The sequence below is a fragment of the Chitinophaga sp. sic0106 genome (genome assembly GCF_019219075.1).
GTDB lineage: Bacteria > Bacteroidota > Bacteroidia > Chitinophagales > Chitinophagaceae > Chitinophaga.
In genome coordinates this window covers 35,263-57,069 of the sequence record NZ_JAHUWJ010000002.1, presented here as the reverse complement: position 1 = coordinate 57,069, position 21,807 = coordinate 35,263, and the positions used below count along the sequence as shown (strand labels likewise).

The window sequence follows — 21,807 nt, the reverse complement described above, 5'->3', positions numbered from 1 at the left end:
CATGACAGGCATTATCATCCTCGCCGCAGGCGCTTCACAGCGACTAGGTCAACCCAAACAGCTACTGCCATTCCGTGGCAATACCCTGCTGGGAAGTATAACATCTACCGCTATAGAAAGTAATATAGGACCTGTACTGGTTACACTGGGTGCTTTTGCGGACCAGATCAAACCTGCCATCGCCGGCCTGCACTGCAAGGTAGCCGTAAACGAAAACTGGGAAGCCGGCATGGGAAATACCGTAGCCTATGCAGTCAATGAATTTCTACGTATATACGCACACGTTAGTAAACTTTTCCTGCTGGTATGCGACCAGCCATTTATTGATGCGCGACTCCTCCACCGCATGCAGGCCCTGCGCTCCCCTATTGTAGCCTGCCGCTATGAATATAACACCGGCACTCCCGCCCTCTTCAGCGAGCCTTACTTCGTTGAATTGCAGGCACTGCAAGGCAGCACAGGGGCTAAAAAGCTACTCACCTTCCATAAAGACCAGGTTACCACCATCGATTTCCCGGAAGGAATCATTGATATTGATACTATTAAAGACTACCATGAACTCCTGGCGCAGTAAACGCAAAATATTTTTTTGCGGAATAAAACTTTCACCTATATTTGTCTACAAATTTGGTAGACTAATAAAATTCAATACCATGATTACCTCCAATACAACTACATCCATGGCTGATTTTCGCAATATTGCGAAATACCTGACGTTGTCCTTCGCCAATGGATATTGTTGTTGTTGTTAATCCCTTCCCCAAACAAATTGCTGCGGTAATCCCACCAATGGCCGCTTCAGCCTTACAGCATTTTTTTTCACCGCCAACAAAAAACTTTCGTCATGAAAACGAATAACCAACCCGTATTCCGTCTGGAACAGACGGTTACCCCCGAACATCTTGCATGGTTTCACCAACATGGTGTGATCCAGTTCCGCAACTTTATTGATGCGGATACAGTAGCCTTATTAATACGTGAAGTACAGCAGGTACAAGACTGGCTGCTTCGCAATGATATACAGAAAGTAAATGGCATACCGCTGAAATTCGGTACAGACGCCGACGGTACACCACTCATACAGCGCATCGCTTTTGCTTCGCATTACAGCAACATCCTCCGGGAATTCCTGCAGGACCCGCGCCTGCAATCGCTCACCAAACTCCTGGGCCCTTACAGTGGTCGCATAGGGGAAGACGAAAAAGACGGACTGGTGGTCAACCATTATGTCAACTCCGCTGATAGTCAGTTTAAACAACTGGGTTGGCATACGGATAGCCCACGGGACCTATTCCTCGGCAGTCGCATTATGCCAATGCTCAATGTTGGATTGCACCTGGATAACTGCCCGGCAGTCAACGGTGGTCTGCGTGTGCTCACGGGTACACATCACCAGGGCTTGTGGCGGCTCCTCTTCAGGAAAAAATATTTTATTGATAACAGGCCTGATAAAAACGAAACAGGATTTAATATAAATGCAGGTGATCTTACCGTACATGACGGCAGGTTATGGCATCGTGTACAGCAATCGCCGCATGTGGGCGAAGCTAGCCGCCGCCGGGTGATGTACATTCCTATCATCACCGGTGCTTACCAACCTAAACATGCCGGCAGCACTACCCCGTTCTATCACAAACTGGCGCACCTGAAGCAACATCTGTATGGCGCCAAACCAGCATGGGCAGCAGCAAAAGCGAAGCCCGAAGGAATACTGGAACCTAAACATTAAATCACTGAATATGTCATATGCATTAGTAACAGGAGCTGCCAAAGGGATAGGAAAAGCCATAGCGGCGGCTCTTGCTGAAAAAAATTATCACCTGCTGCTGGTAGACCTGGATGGTGCTGCGCTGGAAAATACGGCCACAGAAATTGCTGGACTGTATCACGTGAACGTACATACGCTGAACCAGGACCTTTCCGCTAAAGACGCCATTGATGAAGTATTCCGCTGGTCGTCGCATTTTCACAACCGCTTGCCGGTAGTGGTAAATAATGCCGGCTACGGCTTAAATGGCGAGTTTGAGAAAATTCCGCTGGCGTCACAATTCAATATCATAGATGTGAATATCCGCGCGCAGGTGGGGCTTTCCCATGCTTTCATTCCGGTGCTGCGGCAATTCAAAAAAGGATACCTGCTGAATGTGGTGAGTACTACCGCCTATCAAACAGTGCCCTATCTGAACATTTATGCATCTACAAAGGCCTTTGCCTTGTCGTTTACCCGTGGACTCCGTTACGAATTGCGCAACAGCAATGTATCAGTAAGTGCATTGAGTCCGGGCAGTACCGATACCGATTTTGTGAACCGTGCCGGCATGAATGCCCGTACGCGCAGGATTGCCGATCGATTTAACATGACTCCGGAATCAGTAGCCAGGATAGCCTTAAAGGGCCTGTTTAGTGGCAAAGCCGAGATCATTCCGGGCTTCACGAACAAGCTCAATGCCTGGTTGCCTAAATTCTTCCCGAAAGCATTCGTTGAAAAAATTGCAGGAGATATATACGAGCCAGCCGTGCAGGAAAGTGTGGTTACGAGTAAAGCACCTGCTCTTCAGTGAAATAAGTACGTCCGCCCTTATCCACATGCTGGATGGGGTAACCACCGGGACTTTTCTCCTTTCCAGGCACATGCACCTGCATGAAGTCGCGCACTTCTCCGTTGGTAATACCCGGATGTGACTTGTTGATCTTGCGGATCGCATCTTTCAGCACCTTACGGGTAGCGGCTACCAGGGCTTTTATCTGCTGCGGCGGAATGGCCTTACTGATTGAAAAAGGTGAAATTTTTGCGGTATAAAGAATTTCATCAGCATAGGCATTGCCGATGCCAAGTACATTTTTCTGGTCCGTCAGGTATTTTTTGATGGTAGTTTTCTTTTTTGCCAATTGCGCCTCCAGGTATTGCTCATTAAATGCCTTGGAAAGGGCATCAGGCGCCTCTTTTTCAGGCGGGTCCAGCGTCAGGTGAGCCGAACGCTGAAAATCGGTCAATACAAGTGAAATACCGCCTCCAAATCGCAAAGTCGCAATAGTAAACTTTTGCTCTTCATTTTTTTTAAGGAGATATAGTTTTCCATGCAGCATCATGTGCATCCCCAGCACATGATTTTTCCCGAAATAAAAAAACAGCTCTTTACCATGCCTGGCTATCTTTTCAAGCTTTTGCCCTTCCAGCGCTTTTTTTAATGCGGTCAATGTTACCTTCAGGTGTTTGGTAACCGGCACATCAATTTCCTGCAGCTTTTTGTGTTGCAGGGCAGCGGATAAGTTTTGCTGGAATACTTCCAGATCAGGTAATTCAGGCATGGTAATTAAAATTAAGCTATTATTCTCACTTTAATACGCCTGCAAATCGCCATTGCGACTGGAAAGACGGGCTCAGCGCCTGTTTGGTAATGATGGCCCTGAACATTTCCACAGGAATAGCACCTTCCCGCAGAAAGGTGTCGTGAAAAACCAGCTCTGTCATTTTGCCGCTTGCAACCATTTCCGCATGTAGCGCACGCAGCTGGAGTCCGCCCATCATATAAGCGATCTGGTAGAGCGGTCCGTAGCCACCGGTAAAGGATCTGCGCACTTCCGACTCCGCACTGAAAGACTCATGGCCCACGCGTTCCACCAGGAAATCAATACACTGCTGCGGGGTCCATTTGCCCAGGTGGTAATTCAGAGAGAAGATAATGCGTGCGCATCTGTGCATCCGCCAGAATAGCGCGCCAATCTTTTCTTCGGGGGTGGCATGAAAACCTTTGTCCCACAGGAGCATTTCCCAGTAAAGCGCCCACCCTTCCACGGAAAATGGTGTATTGAACATATTGCGGTAGGGCTTGTAGCGCTGATTCATATAGCCTTGCAGGTTATGTCCGGGAATTAGTTCATGAAATACCGTCGCATGTGCAAAACCATAGTTATTACTGCGCAAACTCATCTCTTTAGCACTCTCCTCCATATCCATGGTAGGATAGGCAATTAAGATCGATGCCCCACCCAGAAAGAAAGGTGCAAACCGCTGTTGTTCCTTGCTCAGCATAAACATGCGCCAGCTTTCTTTGGCCAATGCAGGAATGGTGACCAGCTTCCGCTCTTCTACAAACTGAATGGCTTCATCCGCCAGGCGGTGGATCAGCTCAGGCTGACGGCCAGGTGCTACGTAGTTTTCTTTGATTTTTGCCAGTGCCTTTTTCCAGTCCTGGCCATAACCAAGTGCCGCGGAGGCTTTCAGCATTTCCTTATCGCACCATTCAAATTCCCGGTTGGCAATAGCCACCAAATCTTCCGGAGAATAAGGAATCATTTCAAACTGTAATAGGTCGGTAAGGGCGGCCTTGCCAATAGGCGAGCCTTTGATACCGCTGGCATCCAGTGATTTATCAGCTTTGTCCGCCAGCTCATAATTGAGATAGGCTGCATATTTAGCAAGGGCGCTATCCGTTTTCTGGTAAGGCTCCTTTACCCACCAGGTAAATTGCGGATCATAGTTGTAGTAAAAATCATAGACCTGCTGTAATCCTTTCTGAAGGCTGGTTACGATAGCCGATGCCTTCCGGAAATCAGCCGCGGTTAACTGCTGATTTTTGGCAGCACTGCTCCGGACCGCGCCTATCGCCTGCTGCACTTTATTCAGGGTAATCGCTACCTGCTGGGCATCAGGCGTATCACCACGGCGCCGCCGGATCTGTAGCTGCATGATATCATCTGCAAAAGGCACCAGCGGTACTATTTGCGTATATGCCTGCGCGTTAAGGTCAATGTCCTTAATTTCCTGCAGGAGGTTACGCTGCAACAGCAGATAATCTACCTGTTCTGTGGTGGGCAGGTCCCGGAAATTAATCTGTTTTAATTCCTGCAATATGCTGTTATAATACTGCCGCATACGTGTGTAATACTCCGGGCTGTCCGGGAAGATATACACTTTATTGAGGCCGTTTACATCTGCTTCCACGCGTTGAATTAATTCCGCCACCGGCTGCCCTGGTGCCGCAAAAAGGCAGGTAGCACAGGCAATACCGAGGATAGACAAGAGCATTCTTTTCATAAGTATAATATTAGATACTAAGGCACCTACCTTTTAATATTCAATTGGTTGATTTGATTTAAACGAAACGTACTCCAAAGATAAAACCCTTCACTGATAAGGTTTTACGAATATTGTCCGCCAATAAACCAGCATTGTCTTTAAAGAATAAATATATACAATTTATTGACCTATGTAAACCTGATGTTAAAACGACTTTCCAAGCGGGCTCAAACGGCCTTTTTACTGCATTTATACGACAGAAATTCGGTAAATTCGTAATTCGTGTTTTTTCAAATTTTTAAAACAAAATATGTAAAACCATTAAAACATTACGGCGTGAAATTGAAAAAGAAGCAAGTGATTAAACCGTTAGTGTTTGCATTTACAGTTTGTGTTTTTGCATTCCTTATTACCACCTTTAGCAGTATTGATAAAAGCAGTGCCAGCGCTTACAAAGCCACTACCACTACCCCCGCAGCAGATTCCATCCAACAGCCGGACCTTTACGCAGAGATGGGTCTTGATTCACTCGGACTGAGCGAGGAAGCATTTGACAATGCCATGGTAGGTTATGAAAAGCTGAACAGCGAAGGCAAACTCAAGAACGATAAGGTGATTTCTATTATTGACTTCTCACTACCCTCCAGTAAGAAGCGTTTATTTGTGATTGACCTGCAGAATAAAATCGTGCTGTTCAACACGCTGGTATCTCATGGAAGAGGTTCCGGCACCCTCAATGCCAATGCATTCTCCAATCAGCCTAACAGCTTTAAAAGCAGTCTGGGCTTTTTTGTAACAGGTAACACCTATATGGGGCAGCATGGCTATTCCCTGCGCCTCCTGGGCGAAGAAAGAGGTATTAACGATAATGCGCTGGCGCGCGGCATCGTAATGCACAGCGCCAACTATGTAAATGAAGCATTGGTAAAAACCCAGGGCTACATTGGCCGCAGCCTCGGCTGCCCGGCAATTCCGGAATTCATTCACAAAAAAGTGATTGAACGGATTCGTAATGGCAGCTGCCTCTTCCTGTATAGTCCTGATAAAGCATATTCTATGCGGACAAGATTGCTGGAAAAAGATACGCTGGCATCTTAATATAATATTTTGTAGAGACGGGCTGCGCCCGTCTCTCAAATGCAGGGAGATAGGCACAGCCCATCTGCTAAAATCGAGGAGAAGGGCACAGCCCATCTCTACAATGTTACAATAAATTTCACGGCACCATAATTACCTACCTCCGGACGCATGTAGTAAGTCCCGGCCGGAAGACCTGCAACAGTTACACTGTTATTGCTCCCTTTTACCACCCGCACTCTTTTTACCGTATATCCGTTACCGTTAGTAATCAATACATTTCCGTTTATGGCTGATTTTATATAGACAGTACTGGCACCGGGATTCGGAAATACCTCCAGCGGTGCAGCGGCCCTGGTTTCCGTGGTGTACAACGGTGCAGCCATCAACGCGGTTTTATTCAGCGCCTGCAAACTGCTGCCTACTGTCAGCGATAAGGAAGGCCTGTCACCAGGCAGCGCCGATTCATTGGCATAAAATGTTATGTCCGACGTACTGGCGTCTGCGTTAGTCAGATTGCCATAAATATGAAACACCAGCACAGAATCACCCTGGCGGATATGGCTCAGCAAACTGTCTTTGGTAAGGTTCCAGGTCATCCAGTTGCCACCGTAATAGTAGCCCGCATTCAGGGAGTCCAGGTGCACGGAATCGGCTACCCATTTATTCCAGGTGAGACTATTGCCATCTGAGTTATCCCAGTTGCTTTTGGCGGCCCATTTAACTACCAGGCTGGTTTTTCCACCATTCGTATTCACGCTCCTGACTTTCAGATGCAACCTCACCGTATCCACATTCGCTAAATTGCCGGTATAGTCACTTAGGCGGAACTTCAGGAAAGTCTCTCTTTTATAGCCACTGTTAGGATCGGGCTTTATCGCCAGCGAGGAGTCATTCCCAAAATTAGTAGTGGCACTGCCACCGTTACGGATATACGTATCTGCCGCTGGTTTAATACCTTCCGGCCTGCTGGATGGCGCAAAATTTATATCCAGCACCGGTATATTATTCTCAAAACGGTACGGGAACACCAGCTCCTTCGAAGAGCCATTGGTAAACACAAACTTGATACGTAAGGTATAAGTGCTGTATTTCTTCCAGAATTCAGCTACCGGCATGGCTACATTAAAACTATCCGTACCCACTTTATTTGCCACCCAGGCAAGCTGATCGTAGTTGGCGCCATCATCGTCCTGATCATTGTAAATCACAATATTGCTGACTGATTTGGTAGCCGTGAATTTCCCTGAAAGGTGAATATTCCCACCACTATAGCTTGAATGGAAATTAATAAACGACGCCGTTCCGCCACCATACAAATCGCTGATCGTATCTTCTGTTCTGAATACTTCGCAGGTATGCAGCACCGCGCATTCGCCGGCGGTGAGGAAGGTGGCCGCGCGACCGTAGGTACTGTTACCACTGCCCATTAAGGCTGTTCCTTTTGCCGGATCGGCTTTTTCGGAAACGCGTTCTTTGTCGTGCGGCAGGTTTAAGCCGTGGCCCAGCTCATGTACCAATCCACCAATATAGGCAGAGGTACCACCGGTGGCAAAATAATTTGTGTCGATGTCAGGGTTGTCGAGGGCAAAGCACCAGCCATTACCTAAACCATAAAATGGATTATAGCCGGAAGTAGGCAATATTACCAACGTATGTGTACTATTTTTCTCGCCGGGGTTAGCAGCAAAATAAGCATTTACCTCCGGAATAATTTTGGCTCCCCCTCCATCGTAGGGATACTGTGTTTTATCGTACAACCCACGCAGCACGCTGATTTTAACCAATCCATCGGCATCTTTACGCATACCGAATGTTTCATTCGTATAGCCGTAATAGTTCATCCACTTGCGGTAAAAATCCTGTGCCTGCAACATAATTCCGTTTAGTCGTTGCCGATAGTTTGCCACGGTATCCACATCTGTAGGCAGAAAATAAATGATGTTGAGATTGTGCTTCCTGGTTTCCACCTGCCGCTGTGGCGGTGTGGTAATACTGTCGGTATGATAATAGATGGTGAGTTGCGGGCGCTGCATCGGGTTGGTCCATTCCCGGGAATACATGGAGGTATTGGCGCCGGAGTTCAGCCGCGTATATACGGCAAAAGAAACCAAAGAGTCTCCCGAAAGCGCCGACTGCACCCTACTCTGCAAGCCTTTCCAGGCAGCCCGGTAAGGCGTGGAGTCCGTGATGGCGGTGGCAGGCTTAGCCACCACACTTAAGGTATCCGGCCCTATACCCGGCTTATTATTCCAGGTAACGGTAGTTTCCGTCCAGCTGTTATTGGCCACAGGTAATACGTGCCACATGTGGCCGGTACCGGACTGCGAATAATACACGGAGCCTTGCAGCAAGGCAGAGTCGATCACGGTACCTGCCGGGAGGCCCAGCCCGGCGAGGTTAAATTTCAGGTAGGTAATCAGGTTGTAGACAGAACTGGTGCTGGACTGGGAATAACGGAAACGCAACTGCGTAGAGCTGCCATAGTTGGCATTCCGCGCATCATCAGCCGTGTTACTGTTTACGTAGGTGTCCTCGGACGCCGTGATTACCTTAGTTCCGGATTGTGCCCAGGATAAGCGGGCAGAGAAGATTACGGGCAAACATAGTGTGACCGCACGCAAAAGTGTAAACAATTTGCTCATTGTTCAGTTTTTTGGTTAATAATCAAAAACTTTTGCGATGATCGTTACAATAGATAAAAGGGGCTATGGTATAAATATATAATATTTTTTGAAGAAGTGATTTTTTTGAGGTAATAAATGACTCCCTAGGTGTCATTGGGGAGCATCGCGCTACGCGCGGAGGCTACTGACAAACTGCTATTATTACAGTGTGCCGCCAGTGCCACCGGTACTGCTCACCAGCAAGGCACACCGGCACTGCACATCGGCACTACTCACCGGCACGGCACACCGGCAAATAACAAAGGGTGGTCCGGCGTCGGACCACCCTTTGTTTCGAAGGGCTGAAGGGATTTATAACACTCTTCCCATTAAAGGATCTGTAATACTTTCCTTGCCTGTTTCCACACGGCCTGCAAAGCGCTGTTCATACTTAGCACTACCGGCTACGGTTACACGTACATCATACCATTGGTGGCTCCTGCTCAGGTCTATCATCAACACTGATTTACCTTTAGCCGCCACGGTGATTTTAGTATCCCCTTTACCATAGGATAAATCATGCGCTATAATCGTTACAGGTGCACTGCCATTATTGGCAATGTTTATCGCCAGGTTACCCGTTAATTTATTGCTGCTGGTTTTACTACGCTGGTAATCACAGGCAATTGTTACCAACGGATCATTGGCATCTCCCTTAAACTCCCTGAAATACCCATTGGCGCCATATACACATAAATGATAATCACTGTTTTCGAACTCCTGCAGCGGCCACGTGTCCTGGATGGTGTCACCAGCTTTCACGGCGTATGACCATGCCCGTAGTGGCCCCATTTGATTAGTATCCTGCTGGATATAGTTACCCGGCGCATATACGTTGAACGGCGCCCCGGCAGCTTTGGTGCCAAATACCTCTTTGGCAGCATTGAAGCTAATTTCGAAAGAACGCTTGTCGGCACTTAGCTTACCATGCGTATACAGCTGATACGGCAAGGCAGTAGAAGGCCTGGTACCTTTTTCCTGCTGCGGCATCCAGCCGGATTTTTCTGGCGTATTATTTACCACCGCAATTTCTTCCGGAGTGAGTGCTTTGAAATTATCCGGCAGCTTTTTGAATTTCGCATTGTAAATGCTTTCTACCACATCATTCCTTTCTTCAAATGGCAGTGCTACTTTTTCACCGTTGTAAGGCCTGAAAACGCTGGATAAGTCGCCACACACAGTACGGCGATAAGTGGTAATATTCGTTTCACGTATAGCCTTGCCCGTTTTATGCTGCAGGAAGTTTTCGAGGAACTGTAAAATGGAAGTATGATCGCATACTTCGGAGTTCACAAATCCTCCCCTGCTCCATGGCGATGCAATCACCAGCGGCACGCGGTAGCCAAGGCCTATCGGACTTTCACGCAGGGAGTTTTTACCTACATGTGATTTTTTCTTTTCTTCTTCCAGGGATACATATTCAATGGCAGTATCAATTCCTTCAGAAACCTTTCCGGTACCGGGTTTAAATGGAGCGGTAAACGGAGGCACGTGATCGAAGTAACCATCGTTTTCATCATAACATAATATGAAAATGGTTTTCTTCCATACTTCCTCTTTTTGGGTGAGAATATCGAGCACCTCTGATACGTACCAGGCACCATACCACGGTGCTCCCGGATGATCAGAGAATTCGCCCGGTGCTACCAGGTAGGATACGGTGGGGAGCTTACCGGTGTTCACATCCTGGCGAAACTGATGCAGGATATCGCCTTTAGGAACCGTTACTTTCCTTACCTCGTCACCGTCTTTATATTCCAGTGTTTCCAGCTCATGATAGTCAGGATCATTGACGTTGGTGGTGAAGGCCCTGTTATGTAATTCCTGCTCTCTTTTGCTGAGCTTAGCGAAATTTTCCGGAGTATATTTCACGGCGTCTGTCTTCACACGCTCCAGTTCTTTTTCTGCTCTGGCAATTGCTTTAGACAGCTTGGTATGTTCAGGAGTGCCGGCGCTCATGCCTGCCAGTTCCTTTTTCTTCTCTGTAATAAATCCTGGTAATTGCTGCTGGCTGCGCTCCAGGTATTTCATATAGCCGGTGGAGTAGCGTACGTTGAAGGCAGCAAACCACTCAATCGGGTTATCTGTGAAGTTAGCCAGCATACCGTCTTTCTCACCTTCCAGCTGTGCAGCGCTGATCTCATTTTGGTAGATGCGCCAGTTAACACCGGCATCCTGCATACGCTCCGGGAAGGAGGTCCAGTGTGCCTCTGCGCCGTAGTCCACGTCCTCATTCCATACGTTGGCCTGGGAGTCGGCGTGCTGTTCACTGCGCAGCGTGCCGGTCCACAGATACAAGCGGTTAGGCGTAGTGCCTGTAAGTGAGGAGCAGAAATTCTGGTCACACACCGTAAAGGCATCGGCGAGGGCGTAATAGAAAGGGATATCGGTTCTGTCGTAATAGCCCATGGTGAGTGGCATAGGCGCCCATTCCTTATTACCGCTGGCTTTTACCAGCAGCCATTTATCGTAGCGACCGTTATTACGGGCATCTACCTGGTTCGCCCATGAATGCGGCAGGCTGCTCATCCAGGTGGCCTTGGTGTCTTTGATATTCAAACGGAAAGGCGCAAACGTTTCGCCGGCATGGTTGCTTTGCAGCCACACTTTGTTTTTGTTGGCCAGGGAGATGGCGCGGGGATCATTGAAGCCACGTACGCCCTTCAGGGAACCGTAACAGTGGTCAAAAGAGCGGTTTTCCTGCATGAGGATTACCACATGCTCCGCATCAAGGTAAGTGGTTCCTGGCGTGGGATTGATAGCCATTGCACGCTGTATGGAGCCCGGCATGGCACTCCATACGCCGGCGGCACCGGAAAGCAGGGCCGCTTTCCTGATAAAATCTCTTCTTGTATCCATTTGCTGATTTTTCATGTTCACTGCAGCAGCCTCAGACAAGGCATCCCGCAATGGGCTTGAAAATAGGAAATAATTGGGGAGCGGGCAATTAAGTCCTGGTTAATTACATAAACGGTAGGTTTTCAGAGGCATAAAAAAGCCTGCTACACGAGTAGCAGGCCCCTAATGTTATGTATCGATCTGTGATTAATTGGTAGGATTCGCAGGTATGATCGTGATTTTTATGGTAATGGTACCTGTTGGTAATGTAACAGGCGCGCCGTTTACACCGGATGCCTCGATAGATACTGTTCCAGGCTCATACAGGAAGGTGAAGCTGGTGTTCTGGTATACTTCAGGTAACGCTTCAAATACACCGTTTCCTCTGTCCATAGCTACCACCACGCCATCAGATTCAGCAGTGCTCTGCGTTAATTCGGGCGTTGTAACGAGAAAATAGTAGGTTTTACCTCCATCATCTGTTTTCCATTGATTAGCCGCAACATCCGCGAGAATAGTGGTGCTTGGAATGATGTCGTTGTAGGTTTTAGTACAACCGGATGCAGTAAACAATACTACTACCACCATCAGCAAAGGGTATAACCATTTTTTCATATAATATAGATTGAATGTAGATGAATGATAATCTGTTCTGCTGTTTCCATACCAAATACGATGCCACAAACCGGGGTGAGCCAATACAAACGCGTAAGCCACGGATTATGAAACTATTCACTACAGCACAACGGTGGTATCAGGGGTAAATCGACTGTTATCAAAACAACAATCAGGAAGGACATAAGGTTGTAAACCTACTCATTAAAGATAACAAAGAAATTGATCATCTCCGCTAAGAAATTATGTCCTTCCGCCCCCATTCTGCTAAATTCTCACCTGCACGCCGCCCTGCACCCCTGCAAAGATGCCGTCAAACGTGTTGTTGCTGCGACTTTTGGACCAGATATAATTGCTGATCAGATCTGACCCTGCCCCATCTTTTATATGTACAAAGTTGATGTTTGGACCTGCAAACACTTCAATTCTTGAACCGAAGCGGTAGGCCGCATAACCACCCGTGGTCCATTTACTGTACACCCCTTTTTTGAAATCGGCCATAATCGTTTCTGTTCCTTCCACATTGATTCTGAAATTAGCAAATAGTGGTAAATGCCAGCCAATACCAGCCTGTACAGCGTAAAGATTTTGCTCACTTTTAAAGTTATAGCCCACCCCTAAAATGCCGTACAATGCGCGACCGCCGGACTTAAAGGAAGCAATGGTGGTAGCTGATTCATCGATGCTCAGTGCCACCTGCTTTTCACCGTTGCGCACAATATTGATGATCCCGATGGGATAATCGCTGCTGTCAGCAATGTTGATAAAGCCCGCCAGTTGCACCCCTTTCACTTTCTTGGCGATGTTGATAAAACCGGCTATCTGTAATTTTGTATCTGCCGCTTTGTTGGCAAAGCCTGCAATCTGCAGTCCACTCACGTTGCCGGCAGTATTTACAAAACCAGCCAGCTGAATCCCATTCATGTCCTGCTTAACAAAATTACCGAAGCCGGCTATCGTAATCCCATCAGCCCGTTGATGGATAATATTTGTGAAACCAGCCAGGGTAACCGATTTATTTGTATGTCCGATGTGATTGGAAAATCCTGCTATCTGCACACCGTGCGCTTCATCTTTGATGATACTGGAAAAACCTGAAATAATTACACCCGTTTCTCCATATGACAAACCGGCAATGGCATGCAAAGAAAACCTGTTCGTATATTTGGCAGCGTTAGTACCGTTTGTACTCAACGGATATACGATACCTACATGTGCAGGTGCGTAATAACTATTCTGGGCATAGGTTACAACAGTCACACATCCTATCATCAACGTCAAAAAAAATGTTTTCATATCGTTTGTTATTAAGTGAATTCCTAATAACGACACGCATATGAAAACATACCCCTACTGAAGTAGTAATTATTTTAGAAGATGGTGATGCCGAGCTGCCAGCCCAGCCATCCACGACCGGTGTTACCGATATTGAAGCCTGGATAACCGGCACCCGGACGCGGCCCTACATAAGGTTTTCCTTCTGTATTTTCATCCCTGAAATGCATAGAAAATACAGGGCCGCCAAAGATGGCAACACCTTTAAAAGGCTTGTACATCAAACTACCTGTGAGCCGGTAATATTGTGAGTTTTCATTCTCTCTTCCCATCTGCAGCGTAGAAATCATAAACTCTGTAATAACGCTCAGCTTCGGACGCAGCTCCATTTCACGGCCCATACCATAGCCGACCAGAAAGGAAGCTTTATCCTCGAAGTTCATCCCTGCGGTGAGTATGCTGTATAGCTGGCGACTCCCACTTTTCCATGCCACATTCAACGGCAGCACATCGGTACTAAACATCGATAGTTTATGATAACCATGCTTTACAATGTTGATCAGGCCTATGGAGTAGCCCGTGGTACTATCTGCAATATTCACCAGCCCAATTTGCACACCTTCTACCCGGTGAGCCTTATTAAACAGCGCGGCAATCTGCGCACCCTTAACGGTACCTTTGGCAATGTTGCAGCCAGCCGCAATCTGTGCACCATGGATTTCTGCTCCTTTATTGAAAAGGCCTGCAATCTGTGCTCCATGTAGCGAATCGCCTGCACTGTTAAATCCTCCTGAGAGCTGAAGTCCTTCCACCTTTCCTTCTGTTCTGGTAACCAACCCTGCTACCTGTACGCCATTAGCGCTTTTACCTACATACTGAATACCACCAGTTATTTGCACCCCATGCTGGGTACTGGTCACTATATTTGAAATGCCTGCTACCTGTACACCTGAAACGGAGTCCAGCACACTGTTATGCATACCGGCAATTTGTACGCCATGCATTTTTCCTCCGGTGATATTAAGGAGGCCTGCTACCTGTACCTTGTCCACATCTTTTTTTACGATGTTGAATCCGCCTGCAATCTCCACCCCGTCTACCCCGGCGGTATAACCACCAAGCACATTCAGCGAAAATTTATTGACTACCTGACCGCTCATACGGCCATGTGTACCCAGCGAAGGCGCCAGCGATACCTGGTAAGGTTTATCTGCAAAAAACTGGCGGATATTCATGCTCTGCGCCTTCTCCCGGGATGACAGGAGGAGTCGGCCGAACCAGGTTTTTTCTACGGTGGAGTAACCGGTTACTTCAATGGTGCTGAGTGTACGCACGGCAGGTGAAATGGTGACATTGATTTCCTGATCCTGTGCGGTGAGCAGGAGCAAAGCGGTATCATTATACAGATCCTTACTAACGCTGATGGCTGCGGCGGGATATCTATCCCTTAACCGCAGCCTGTAATAACCATCGTTGTTCGTTATCGTGGAGATCAGTTGGTGTCGCTCATATACACTGGCGTTCGATACCCGCTGACCTGTCTGTTTATCCGTGACCACCCCGGTCACATAAAAGTAAGCCCCAGGTGGTTTGTATTGTAAGATGAGGTAGTTACCATATTCTTTATATTGATAGTTACCTTCACCTAGCAGGAGGTCCAGTATTTGTCGTACTGTTTTGTTGTCCACGTTAATGGAAACAATACTATCCTCCGGTATGGCATTGCTCATGTAGGAAAAGGTAAAACTTCCTTTTTTACCGATCGTTTTGAGCACCTCCGCTAAAGGTTTTTTAGAGAGATGTAAATCCATCACTTTGTTCAGCTGCTGCGCAAAGAGCGTTGGTGCCGGCAACAGCAAAACCAGTAACAGTATATAAGTGTAAATTTTCGCTGGCATAATTATTTCAGGATATAGGTGTCACCCACTTTTTCAACTGTTATTTTTACCTGTGAAGTTTCTTCCAGCAACCGGAGATTTTCTTCAATGGTGCTATACATAAACACACTGGTAATTCCCTCATTGCGTATATCCGTATTAGTTATATCAACTTTCACGCCGTAGGCGTTGCTGAAGATTTCTGCCAGCTGCCAGAGCGGGGTACCGTTGCATACGAATGTTTGGGTACGATAATAATTATACAGTTCGTCTTTATTGGATGCTTTTACGATGGCAGATGAATTTTGTGCCATCACTGCTTTTTCGTTTTGCTGCAGTTGTACAGTTTCAGATTTTTTATTTACCTCTACTGCCCCGGTTTCTACGATCACCTCTACCTGTTGCTGATTGCTTTTCACGTTAAAGGAAGTACCGAGTACACGTACCTGCACATCGCCGGTTTTGAGCACAAATGGATGGGAAGGATCGGTGGCCACGTTGAAAAAGGCTTCTCCTTCCAGGGTAATATGGCGGTTGGTATCGAAGTTACTGGCGTATTGAATACGGGAGTTTTTATTAAGGGTGATGATACTGCCATCTGGCAGGGTGTCGGTTACCGGGCTGCTGGCAGCTACCAGTTCCAGTTGTGTGGCAGCGGGCTTGTTCATCAGCAGGAATGCGCTGGTACCAGCCACTATGAGCACAGTAACGGCGGCGGCTATACGCAGCCATGGTTTGCGGGTACTGGTTAATTCCACCACGGGTGTTTGCGGGCGATTAACACGCTGTTGAAATCGGGCCCAGGCTTCATTTTCATTAGTGGCATTGGCGGGGGCGAGCTGGCGACTTTCTTCCCATATCAGCCTGAAGTGCTGGAAATATTTTTCGTTATCCGCGCTGGCGGCCATCCATTGGCCCACAGCCTGCTGCTCTTCAGCGGAGGCCTGGCCCAGCATGAATTTCACCAGGATATCATCGTTTATATGTTCGTTGAAATTATTCACAGGTTGCTCATTACAGTGTTAAGTAATAATAATAACAGGGGAAGGAAATCCACCAGGTTTTGCCGGAGAATGCGGAGAGCTTTGCCCATCTGGTTCTCCACCGTTTTGACAGAAATATTGAGTTTATCGGCGATTTCCTGGTATTTCAGCTCATCGAAGCGGCTCATTTGAAATACGGTGCGGCATTTTTCCGGTAGTTCCAGGAGGGCGGCCTGCAATTTTTCCTGTAGTTCGCGCAGCTGTACTTTCCCTGATGCCGGGAGGGTGTTAGCCGGCGTAGTGTGCTGGTAGCGGGCGTAGGCTACATGACTTGCTTTCACTTTTTCGTGGCGCAGGTAATTAATGCTTTCGTGGTATACAGCCCGGTAGAGGTAACCGGATACCGATTCTTTGATCTTTATTTCGCTGGATTTTTCCCAGAGCTTGCAAAATACGTTCTGCACCATCTCTTCTGCCATGATATCATCCTTCAGAATCGTATAGGCATAGGCGTGCAGCCCTTTATAATGGGATTTAAATATCTGCTCAAAGGTTAATGAACCATTCTTTTCCAGTGCAGTGGCAACGCCGGTATCTTTCAACTCCATGTTGAGGGTTTGGAAACTAAGGTCAAATATAATTCCTTCTGTCAAGTTGGATGTTTTAAATAATGACACGCTATGGGAAAGGTACCCCTACGTCCACTTTAAAATTATTTTTCACCATTGATAATCAATGCATTAACATCTCCCTAAATACAAACTGACAAGCTATCTCATCAATTTAACAATACGTTATGGAAGCATTAATAAAACTTTCACAAAAGGCGGATTATTTTGGTGGAAATTATTAATTAATCGACCGAAATGAAGTATCTCTATTCCTTAATGACGCTCTGCCTGATTACTATTGGAGCGTCAGCACAAAAAACTGCCTACATCAATTTTCAGCAGCTGGTTGCTGCTATGCCTGAGTCGAAAAAAGCGGGTGATTCCTTACAGAAGTATGCCGATCAGCTCAATGCCGACGGACAAGTGATGGTAGCTGAGTACACGAAGAACCTCGTGGAGTTTGATAGTCTGGCTAAAACGATGACTGATCCACAGAAAGAAATCCGTGTAACTGCCTTAAAGCAGCAACAAGCGAATATCCAGGAATATAAATATAAGATGGAAGAGAAGGTGGCGATACGTGAGCAGGAGCTGCTGACGCCAATTGTTGCCAAAGCGAAAGATGTTTTAAAAGCGCTCCTTAAAGAAAAGGGTTATGCGCTGGTGCTTGATAACTCCAGAGACGCGGTTGTAGTGGCTAACGAAGCAGATGATCTGTTGCCGCTTGCCAAAGCGAAGTTGGGAATTAAGTAGTGTGGTGGGATTTTCTGCCAATGAAGCCAGGCTATTGGCTATTAGCTATTAGAGATGATGTTTTGCTCTCCTTGCGCCATTCTGTTAAACATCAAAACATCTCCCTAACTGCCAATAGTTGATAGCCTTCCGCTATGTAATTAGATGTGTAAACCGTGGGCCAGTAAAGACTTCCAACGAGGATTACTACGTACATATTCTGCTACCTTTTTACTGGTAGGCACCATTCTAACGTTCTGCGCCTGAATCTCTTCCATTACCTTTCCTAACAACATGGCTGTTACACCCTGTTTTTCCAGTGTTGGAGGCACTTCTGCGCCGGTAAGGAAAATACGGCTACCGTTTCTTTCATAAATCACTTTCGCCAGTTGACCGCTGATATGCGCCTCAAATTGTCTGGCTTCCTTGTTGTCGATAATCTTAAAATCCTTCATGATAATTTTTGTTAAATCGTACTTGTTACCTTTTCAGGTAAATAAGGGAAAGTATTGTCCAAAAAAGGAGGTAGATAAATAAGATAGTTGAAGACTGGTTAGCTGGTATGGACATACCCTGGCTTATTTCCGAGTGCAAAGATACGAAATTTTAGCGGAATAACCGTGGTAAACTTCCCGCCTGTTTGCCCAGGCAGCGGCCACCCTTCGGTGTCCGCTGCCTGGGGAGGGATTGGGACTACGGTCCCGAAACCCAACCAAATCGCATAAAAAAAGCCTGATCAGTAATCCTGATCAGGCTTTGAGCGGAAGACCGGGCTCGAACCGGCCACCCCGACCTTGGCAAGGTCGTGCTCTACCAAATGAGCTACTTCCGCAAGGGAATATGTTAATAATAAGTACCTGCCCTTTAGACAGATACAGACTGGAGCGGAAGACCGGGCTCGAACCGGCCACCCCGACCTTGGCAAGGTCGTGCTCTACCAAATGAGCTACTTCCGCAGAGGCAATGATGTCAATTTAATACCTGTCCTTTAGACAAATACAGACTGGAGCGGAAGACCGGGCTCGAACCGGCCACCCCGACCTTGGCAAGGTCGTGCTCTACCAAATGAGCTACTTCCGCATAACTGTTAAGATCTTTCCAACAATCGTAACCTGTTGTTACTGTTTCAGGTAGTGTCCTTTTTTCGTTGGGATTGCAAAGATAGGAAACGAAGTTAAATCACAAAATTTCTTTTCAACTTTTTTCAGATTTTTCGGCAACCACAATTGTTTAAAAAAGGCTGAAACCACTTACTACTAAGCATTTCAGCCTATAAATTATTTTATTTATTTTTATTTACAAAGATGTAATTTCCGTCGAATGATTAGTCAAAACGATCTTTTTCTTTGTTTTCTTTTTCTTATTCCACCACACGTAGAAGCCCGTCACTGGCAGTGATCCACAGATCAGACTCACCACAAACGCAATGATTTTCCCCCAGATGCCACCAATAGCACCCACGTGGATATCATAGTTCATTTCAATCAAACGCTCTCCCGCATTCTTATGCGTATCATTTCTTCTTTGCAGCAACTTGCCTGTATACTGGTCAAATTGCAGCACATCGGCCCCGTAATAGGTTTCTGATCGCTTATAACCAGAGATGCTGTTCACGCCTGTTGGATCAGCAGCTGCGTATATGGCATACCGTTTCATATCAGGCAATATACGGCGTGCGTCATCAAAGGACTTGTCCAGCACCTGCAGCTTGTTCACCCCTTCCGTTGCCACGGCTGAAGTTTTGCTGCTTCTGTCGGGTGGTGTGGTAGTACCCGAAGCCACTACATATACGGTAGCCTGGAACCAGGAAAAGGACCATACCATTCCTGTAAGCGCCAATACCAGCGCAATCACCAGGGCATAGAAGCCCAGGACATTATGCAGGTCGTAATTCACGCGTTTCCAGCTGGCTTTCCATTTTACTTTAAAGCTCTGTTCGCGCGTAGCCTTTGTCCACTTTTTAGGCCACCACATGATCAGGCCGGTAATTAGCAGGATCACGAAGATAAAAGTGCTCCAGCCAATGATCGGCTGCCCGATTTTATCATTGAGCAGCAAACTCCAATGCATGAACTTAACAATGTAGAAGAAATTGTGCTTATAATCCACCGCACCGGTAACAGCACCGGTGTACGGGTTTACGTACACAGTTTCAGAATATTCACATATATCGAAATAAGTGAGTCCGGTATCATTGTATTTGTAAGCCATGAATTCCCAGGCTTTGTCGGGTGCGGCGTATGCCGTCATAAAATTGATAGGCTTATCGGCCCCTAAATAGGCCTGTGCAGTAGCCCTGAGCTGGGTAACAGGCAAGGTAGCCGTTTGAGCAGGTGCAACAAATATCTGTTTGTGATACACCATCTCATTAATTTCCTTTTGGAATACAAAGAGGCAACCGGTGATGGAGATAATGACGATAATAATACCAGAAAACAGCCCCAGCCACAAATGCAGCCAGTCTACTATCTTGCGGAAACCAGATTTTCCGCGCTTGTCCTGTTTTTTTCCCTTCCTTCTGAACATAAGATTTGACCACGCCGGCCGCTACGTATCAGCCAACTATACAAAATTCAGACTTTTTGGAGGCTTCCGCTGATCAAATCGGGAAAACCATTTACGGCATGCGGAAAATAAAAAGCCTTCCAGAAATCCGGAAGGCTTTTTTGATAGTTATGTTGAAGCTGATCGCTTATTTATATTTTGGATTGTACAGTGTACTTTCTGGAACAGCTACTTCAGGCTTACCTTTATACTTGTGTTTGTAGAGATTGTAGCAACCACCCAGCATAAATGCCATCAAACAAAACAATTGCACATAAAAGATGAATCGGCTGGTAGATACCTTATCTACGGTGATATCGTTCTTATTCTCTACTGTGTTTTCTACTGTATTGTGTTCCATATTCAGTTTATTTCCGATGCAAACTTACATTAACCAGACAAATAATCAAAGTAAATTTTAAAAAACCACTTTCCGGGCTTTTTCGTGTTTCAGCTCCGAGAATTTCTTATGCTGGAGGAAGTAATATCTCCATATCATAATCCCGTGAAAAACGCCACTCAGCGTCATTAACTTCACATCGGGCAGTTGCGGATCATGCTTATAATGCCGCCTCCACCGGCGGTAATCGATATAAGCCTTGAAGATGGCTTTCATATCCTTTGGCTTGCCTGCTGCCAGGCTCTTCATCGCGGCCAGGATATCCAGGAAAAATCGCTGGGATAATACAATCCACCGGTCCTCGCTATGCAGGTTTTTCCAGAGCATCATCAGGTTATTCCGGAAATTCAGGTAGAGCTTGCGGGGATTACCTTGTGGTAAGCTACCACCACCTACGTGATACACCACCGACTCCGGACAATAACAGATCCGGTAGCCCAGGCGTTTCAGCCGCCAGCAGAGATCCACCTCTTCCATGTGGGCAAAAAAATCGGCATCAAAGCCACCCGCCTCATGGAAACAGTGCGACCGGATAAACAGTGCTGCCCCGGTAGCCCAGAAAATATCCTGCGGATCATCATACTGACCCAGGTCTTTTTCTGTGGTATATAGTATCCTGCCCCGGCAAAACGTATAGCCGAGGATATCCATCCAGCCGCCGGCAGCACCGGCGTATTCAAATTCATCCCGGTTGTGCCAGGAACGCAGTTTAGGCTGACAGGCTGCAATTTTCGGGTCCTGCTGCATCATGGCTATCACCGGCTCAATCCAGCCGGCCTCCACTTCCACATCCTGGTTCAGCAGTACATATATATCTGCCTCCACGTGTTGAAGCGCCTCATTATAACCGCCTGCAAACCCATTGTTATGCGGGTTGCGGATCACCCGCACCTGGGGATAATGCTGCTCCACGTAAGCCACGCTGTCGTCGGCAGACGCATTGTCGGACATAATCAGCTGCAGATTACCGTAGGTAGACTGGCAGACAGACGGTAAGAACTGCTCCAGGAATTTCTTCCCGTTCCAGTTTAGAATTACAACGGCTACTGATGGCAATACAGACAACTGTTAATACGTTTATGCGTGAAAAATAGGTTTTAAGAGATGCAAATATGCAACAAAGGATTTTAATATTTGCCAACGTTTTAAGAATCAGTGAAGCGGATTAT

19 protein-coding genes and 3 tRNA genes are annotated in these 21,807 nt (G+C 46.8%); 6 read left to right on the top strand and 16 right to left on the bottom strand.

The genetic code is table 11. The features are described 5' to 3' along the window. Nucleotide 1 precedes the first annotated feature (1 nt). The 3 genes from KW844_RS03150 to KW844_RS03140 all read left to right on the top strand — a co-directional run bounded on the left by KW844_RS03150 (nt 2) and on the right by KW844_RS03140 (nt 2,561). On the top strand, nt 2–574 hold the full coding sequence (locus KW844_RS03150; protein ID WP_218375259.1) for an NTP transferase domain-containing protein: 573 nt from the start codon (nt 2–4) through the stop codon (nt 572–574). A gap of 270 nt (nt 575–844) precedes the next feature. Next, a complete protein-coding gene (locus tag KW844_RS03145; protein WP_218375258.1) occupies nt 845–1,729 on the top strand; it encodes a phytanoyl-CoA dioxygenase family protein in 885 nt (294 codons plus the stop codon). A gap of 10 nt (nt 1,730–1,739) precedes the next feature. Continuing rightward, on the top strand, nt 1,740–2,561 hold the full coding sequence (locus KW844_RS03140) for an SDR family oxidoreductase (RefSeq protein WP_218375257.1): 822 nt from the start codon (nt 1,740–1,742) through the stop codon (nt 2,559–2,561). Here KW844_RS03140 and KW844_RS03135 read toward each other — a convergent pair. Together KW844_RS03135 and KW844_RS03130 are read right to left on the bottom strand one after the other, a co-directional pair. Beyond that, nucleotides 2,533–3,309, bottom strand: a complete 777-nt coding sequence (locus KW844_RS03135; RefSeq protein WP_218375256.1) for an Fpg/Nei family DNA glycosylase — start codon at nt 3,307–3,309, stop codon at nt 2,533–2,535. The genes KW844_RS03140 and KW844_RS03135 overlap by 29 nt on opposite strands. A gap of 25 nt (nt 3,310–3,334) precedes the next feature. Continuing rightward, nucleotides 3,335–5,038, bottom strand: coding sequence for a DUF885 family protein (locus KW844_RS03130; RefSeq protein WP_218375255.1), 1,704 nt, complete (start codon nt 5,036–5,038; stop codon nt 3,335–3,337). A gap of 324 nt (nt 5,039–5,362) precedes the next feature. Between KW844_RS03130 and KW844_RS03125 the strand changes: the two genes are divergently transcribed. Then, nucleotides 5,363–6,118, top strand: a complete 756-nt coding sequence (locus KW844_RS03125) for a murein L,D-transpeptidase catalytic domain family protein (RefSeq protein WP_255578184.1) — start codon at nt 5,363–5,365, stop codon at nt 6,116–6,118. Between the two features lie 98 nt (nt 6,119–6,216). Here KW844_RS03125 and KW844_RS03120 read toward each other — a convergent pair whose 3' ends face one another. Beyond that, entirely contained in the window at nt 6,217–8,742 is a 2,526-nt protein-coding gene (locus KW844_RS03120; RefSeq protein WP_218375254.1) for a DNRLRE domain-containing protein, read from the bottom strand. A 129-nt stretch (nt 8,743–8,871) separates the two neighbouring features. On the opposite strand from KW844_RS03120, the gene KW844_RS03115 reads away from it, so the two are divergent. Then, complete coding sequence (locus KW844_RS03115) at nt 8,872–9,069, top strand: hypothetical protein (RefSeq protein ID WP_218375253.1); 198 nt, start codon at nt 8,872–8,874, stop codon at nt 9,067–9,069. A 6-nt stretch (nt 9,070–9,075) separates the two neighbouring features. Here the strand turns inward: KW844_RS03115 and KW844_RS03110 are convergent, their stop codons facing one another. From KW844_RS03110 to KW844_RS03085, 6 genes are all read right to left on the bottom strand, one after another. Beyond that, on the bottom strand, nt 9,076–11,622 hold the full coding sequence (locus KW844_RS03110; protein WP_218375252.1) for a phosphocholine-specific phospholipase C: 2,547 nt from the start codon (nt 11,620–11,622) through the stop codon (nt 9,076–9,078). A gap of 186 nt (nt 11,623–11,808) precedes the next feature. Next, entirely contained in the window at nt 11,809–12,216 is a 408-nt protein-coding gene (locus KW844_RS03105) for a hypothetical protein (RefSeq protein ID WP_218375251.1), read from the bottom strand. 267 nt (nt 12,217–12,483) lie between these two features. Further along, nucleotides 12,484–13,512, bottom strand: a complete 1,029-nt coding sequence (locus KW844_RS03100; RefSeq protein WP_218375250.1) for a hypothetical protein — start codon at nt 13,510–13,512, stop codon at nt 12,484–12,486. A 74-nt stretch (nt 13,513–13,586) separates the two neighbouring features. Next, complete coding sequence (locus tag KW844_RS03095) at nt 13,587–15,389, bottom strand: STN and carboxypeptidase regulatory-like domain-containing protein (RefSeq protein WP_218375249.1); 1,803 nt, start codon at nt 15,387–15,389, stop codon at nt 13,587–13,589. Nucleotides 15,390–15,391: 2 nt separating this feature from the next. Beyond that, nucleotides 15,392–16,372 (bottom strand): FecR family protein, encoded by a 981-nt coding sequence (locus KW844_RS03090; protein ID WP_218375248.1) that lies wholly within the window; start codon nt 16,370–16,372, stop codon nt 15,392–15,394. Next, on the bottom strand, nt 16,369–17,004 hold the full coding sequence (locus tag KW844_RS03085) for an RNA polymerase sigma-70 factor (RefSeq protein WP_255578179.1): 636 nt from the start codon (nt 17,002–17,004) through the stop codon (nt 16,369–16,371). Before KW844_RS03085 ends, KW844_RS03090 begins: the two co-directional genes overlap by 4 nt. Nucleotides 17,005–17,217: 213 nt before the next feature. On the opposite strand from KW844_RS03085, the gene KW844_RS03080 reads away from it, so the two are divergent. Next, nucleotides 17,218–17,715: an OmpH family outer membrane protein gene (locus KW844_RS03080; protein ID WP_218375247.1), complete on the top strand. Its 498-nt coding sequence runs from the start codon at nt 17,218–17,220 to the stop codon at nt 17,713–17,715. Between the two features lie 140 nt (nt 17,716–17,855). Here the strand turns inward: KW844_RS03080 and KW844_RS03075 are convergent, their stop codons facing one another. From KW844_RS03075 to KW844_RS03045, 7 genes are all read right to left on the bottom strand, one after another. Then, nucleotides 17,856–18,149: a GNAT family N-acetyltransferase gene (locus tag KW844_RS03075; RefSeq protein ID WP_073087363.1), complete on the bottom strand. Its 294-nt coding sequence runs from the start codon at nt 18,147–18,149 to the stop codon at nt 17,856–17,858. Between the two features lie 304 nt (nt 18,150–18,453). Next, a tRNA-Gly gene (locus tag KW844_RS03070) sits at nt 18,454–18,526 on the bottom strand. A 48-nt stretch (nt 18,527–18,574) separates the two neighbouring features. After that, nucleotides 18,575–18,650: transfer RNA gene (locus tag KW844_RS03065), tRNA-Gly, on the bottom strand. Between the two features lie 48 nt (nt 18,651–18,698). Then, nucleotides 18,699–18,774, bottom strand: a tRNA-Gly gene (locus KW844_RS03060). 216 nt (nt 18,775–18,990) lie between these two features. Beyond that, on the bottom strand, nt 18,991–20,220 hold the full coding sequence (locus tag KW844_RS03055; RefSeq protein ID WP_218375246.1) for a PepSY domain-containing protein: 1,230 nt from the start codon (nt 20,218–20,220) through the stop codon (nt 18,991–18,993). A gap of 166 nt (nt 20,221–20,386) precedes the next feature. Next, entirely contained in the window at nt 20,387–20,599 is a 213-nt protein-coding gene (locus tag KW844_RS03050) for a hypothetical protein (protein ID WP_218375245.1), read from the bottom strand. A gap of 57 nt (nt 20,600–20,656) precedes the next feature. After that, on the bottom strand, nt 20,657–21,703 hold the full coding sequence (locus tag KW844_RS03045) for a glycosyltransferase family 2 protein (RefSeq protein WP_218375244.1): 1,047 nt from the start codon (nt 21,701–21,703) through the stop codon (nt 20,657–20,659). Nucleotides 21,704–21,807 lie beyond the last annotated feature (104 nt).

Excerpts from the sequence above, each read along its gene's own strand:
- KW844_RS03150 (WP_218375259.1), top strand. The coding sequence starts at position 2 with ATGACAGGCATTATCATCCTCGCCGCAGGCGCTTCACAGCGACTAGGT.
- KW844_RS03145 (WP_218375258.1), top strand. The coding sequence starts at position 845 with ATGAAAACGAATAACCAACCCGTATTCCGTCTGGAACAGACGGTTACC.
- KW844_RS03140 (WP_218375257.1), top strand. The coding sequence starts at position 1,740 with ATGTCATATGCATTAGTAACAGGAGCTGCCAAAGGGATAGGAAAAGCC.
- KW844_RS03135 (WP_218375256.1), bottom strand. The coding sequence starts at position 3,309 with ATGCCTGAATTACCTGATCTGGAAGTATTCCAGCAAAACTTATCCGCT.
- KW844_RS03130 (WP_218375255.1), bottom strand. The coding sequence starts at position 5,038 with ATGAAAAGAATGCTCTTGTCTATCCTCGGTATTGCCTGTGCTACCTGC.
- KW844_RS03120 (WP_218375254.1), bottom strand. The coding sequence starts at position 8,742 with ATGAGCAAATTGTTTACACTTTTGCGTGCGGTCACACTATGTTTGCCC.
- KW844_RS03110 (WP_218375252.1), bottom strand. The coding sequence starts at position 11,622 with ATGGATACAAGAAGAGATTTTATCAGGAAAGCGGCCCTGCTTTCCGGT.
- KW844_RS03105 (WP_218375251.1), bottom strand. The coding sequence starts at position 12,216 with ATGAAAAAATGGTTATACCCTTTGCTGATGGTGGTAGTAGTATTGTTT.
- KW844_RS03100 (WP_218375250.1), bottom strand. The coding sequence starts at position 13,512 with ATGAAAACATTTTTTTTGACGTTGATGATAGGATGTGTGACTGTTGTA.
- KW844_RS03095 (WP_218375249.1), bottom strand. The coding sequence starts at position 15,389 with ATGCCAGCGAAAATTTACACTTATATACTGTTACTGGTTTTGCTGTTG.
- KW844_RS03080 (WP_218375247.1), top strand. The coding sequence starts at position 17,218 with ATGAAGTATCTCTATTCCTTAATGACGCTCTGCCTGATTACTATTGGA.
- KW844_RS03075 (WP_073087363.1), bottom strand. The coding sequence starts at position 18,149 with ATGAAGGATTTTAAGATTATCGACAACAAGGAAGCCAGACAATTTGAG.
- KW844_RS03055 (WP_218375246.1), bottom strand. The coding sequence starts at position 20,220 with ATGTTCAGAAGGAAGGGAAAAAAACAGGACAAGCGCGGAAAATCTGGT.
- KW844_RS03050 (WP_218375245.1), bottom strand. The coding sequence starts at position 20,599 with ATGGAACACAATACAGTAGAAAACACAGTAGAGAATAAGAACGATATC.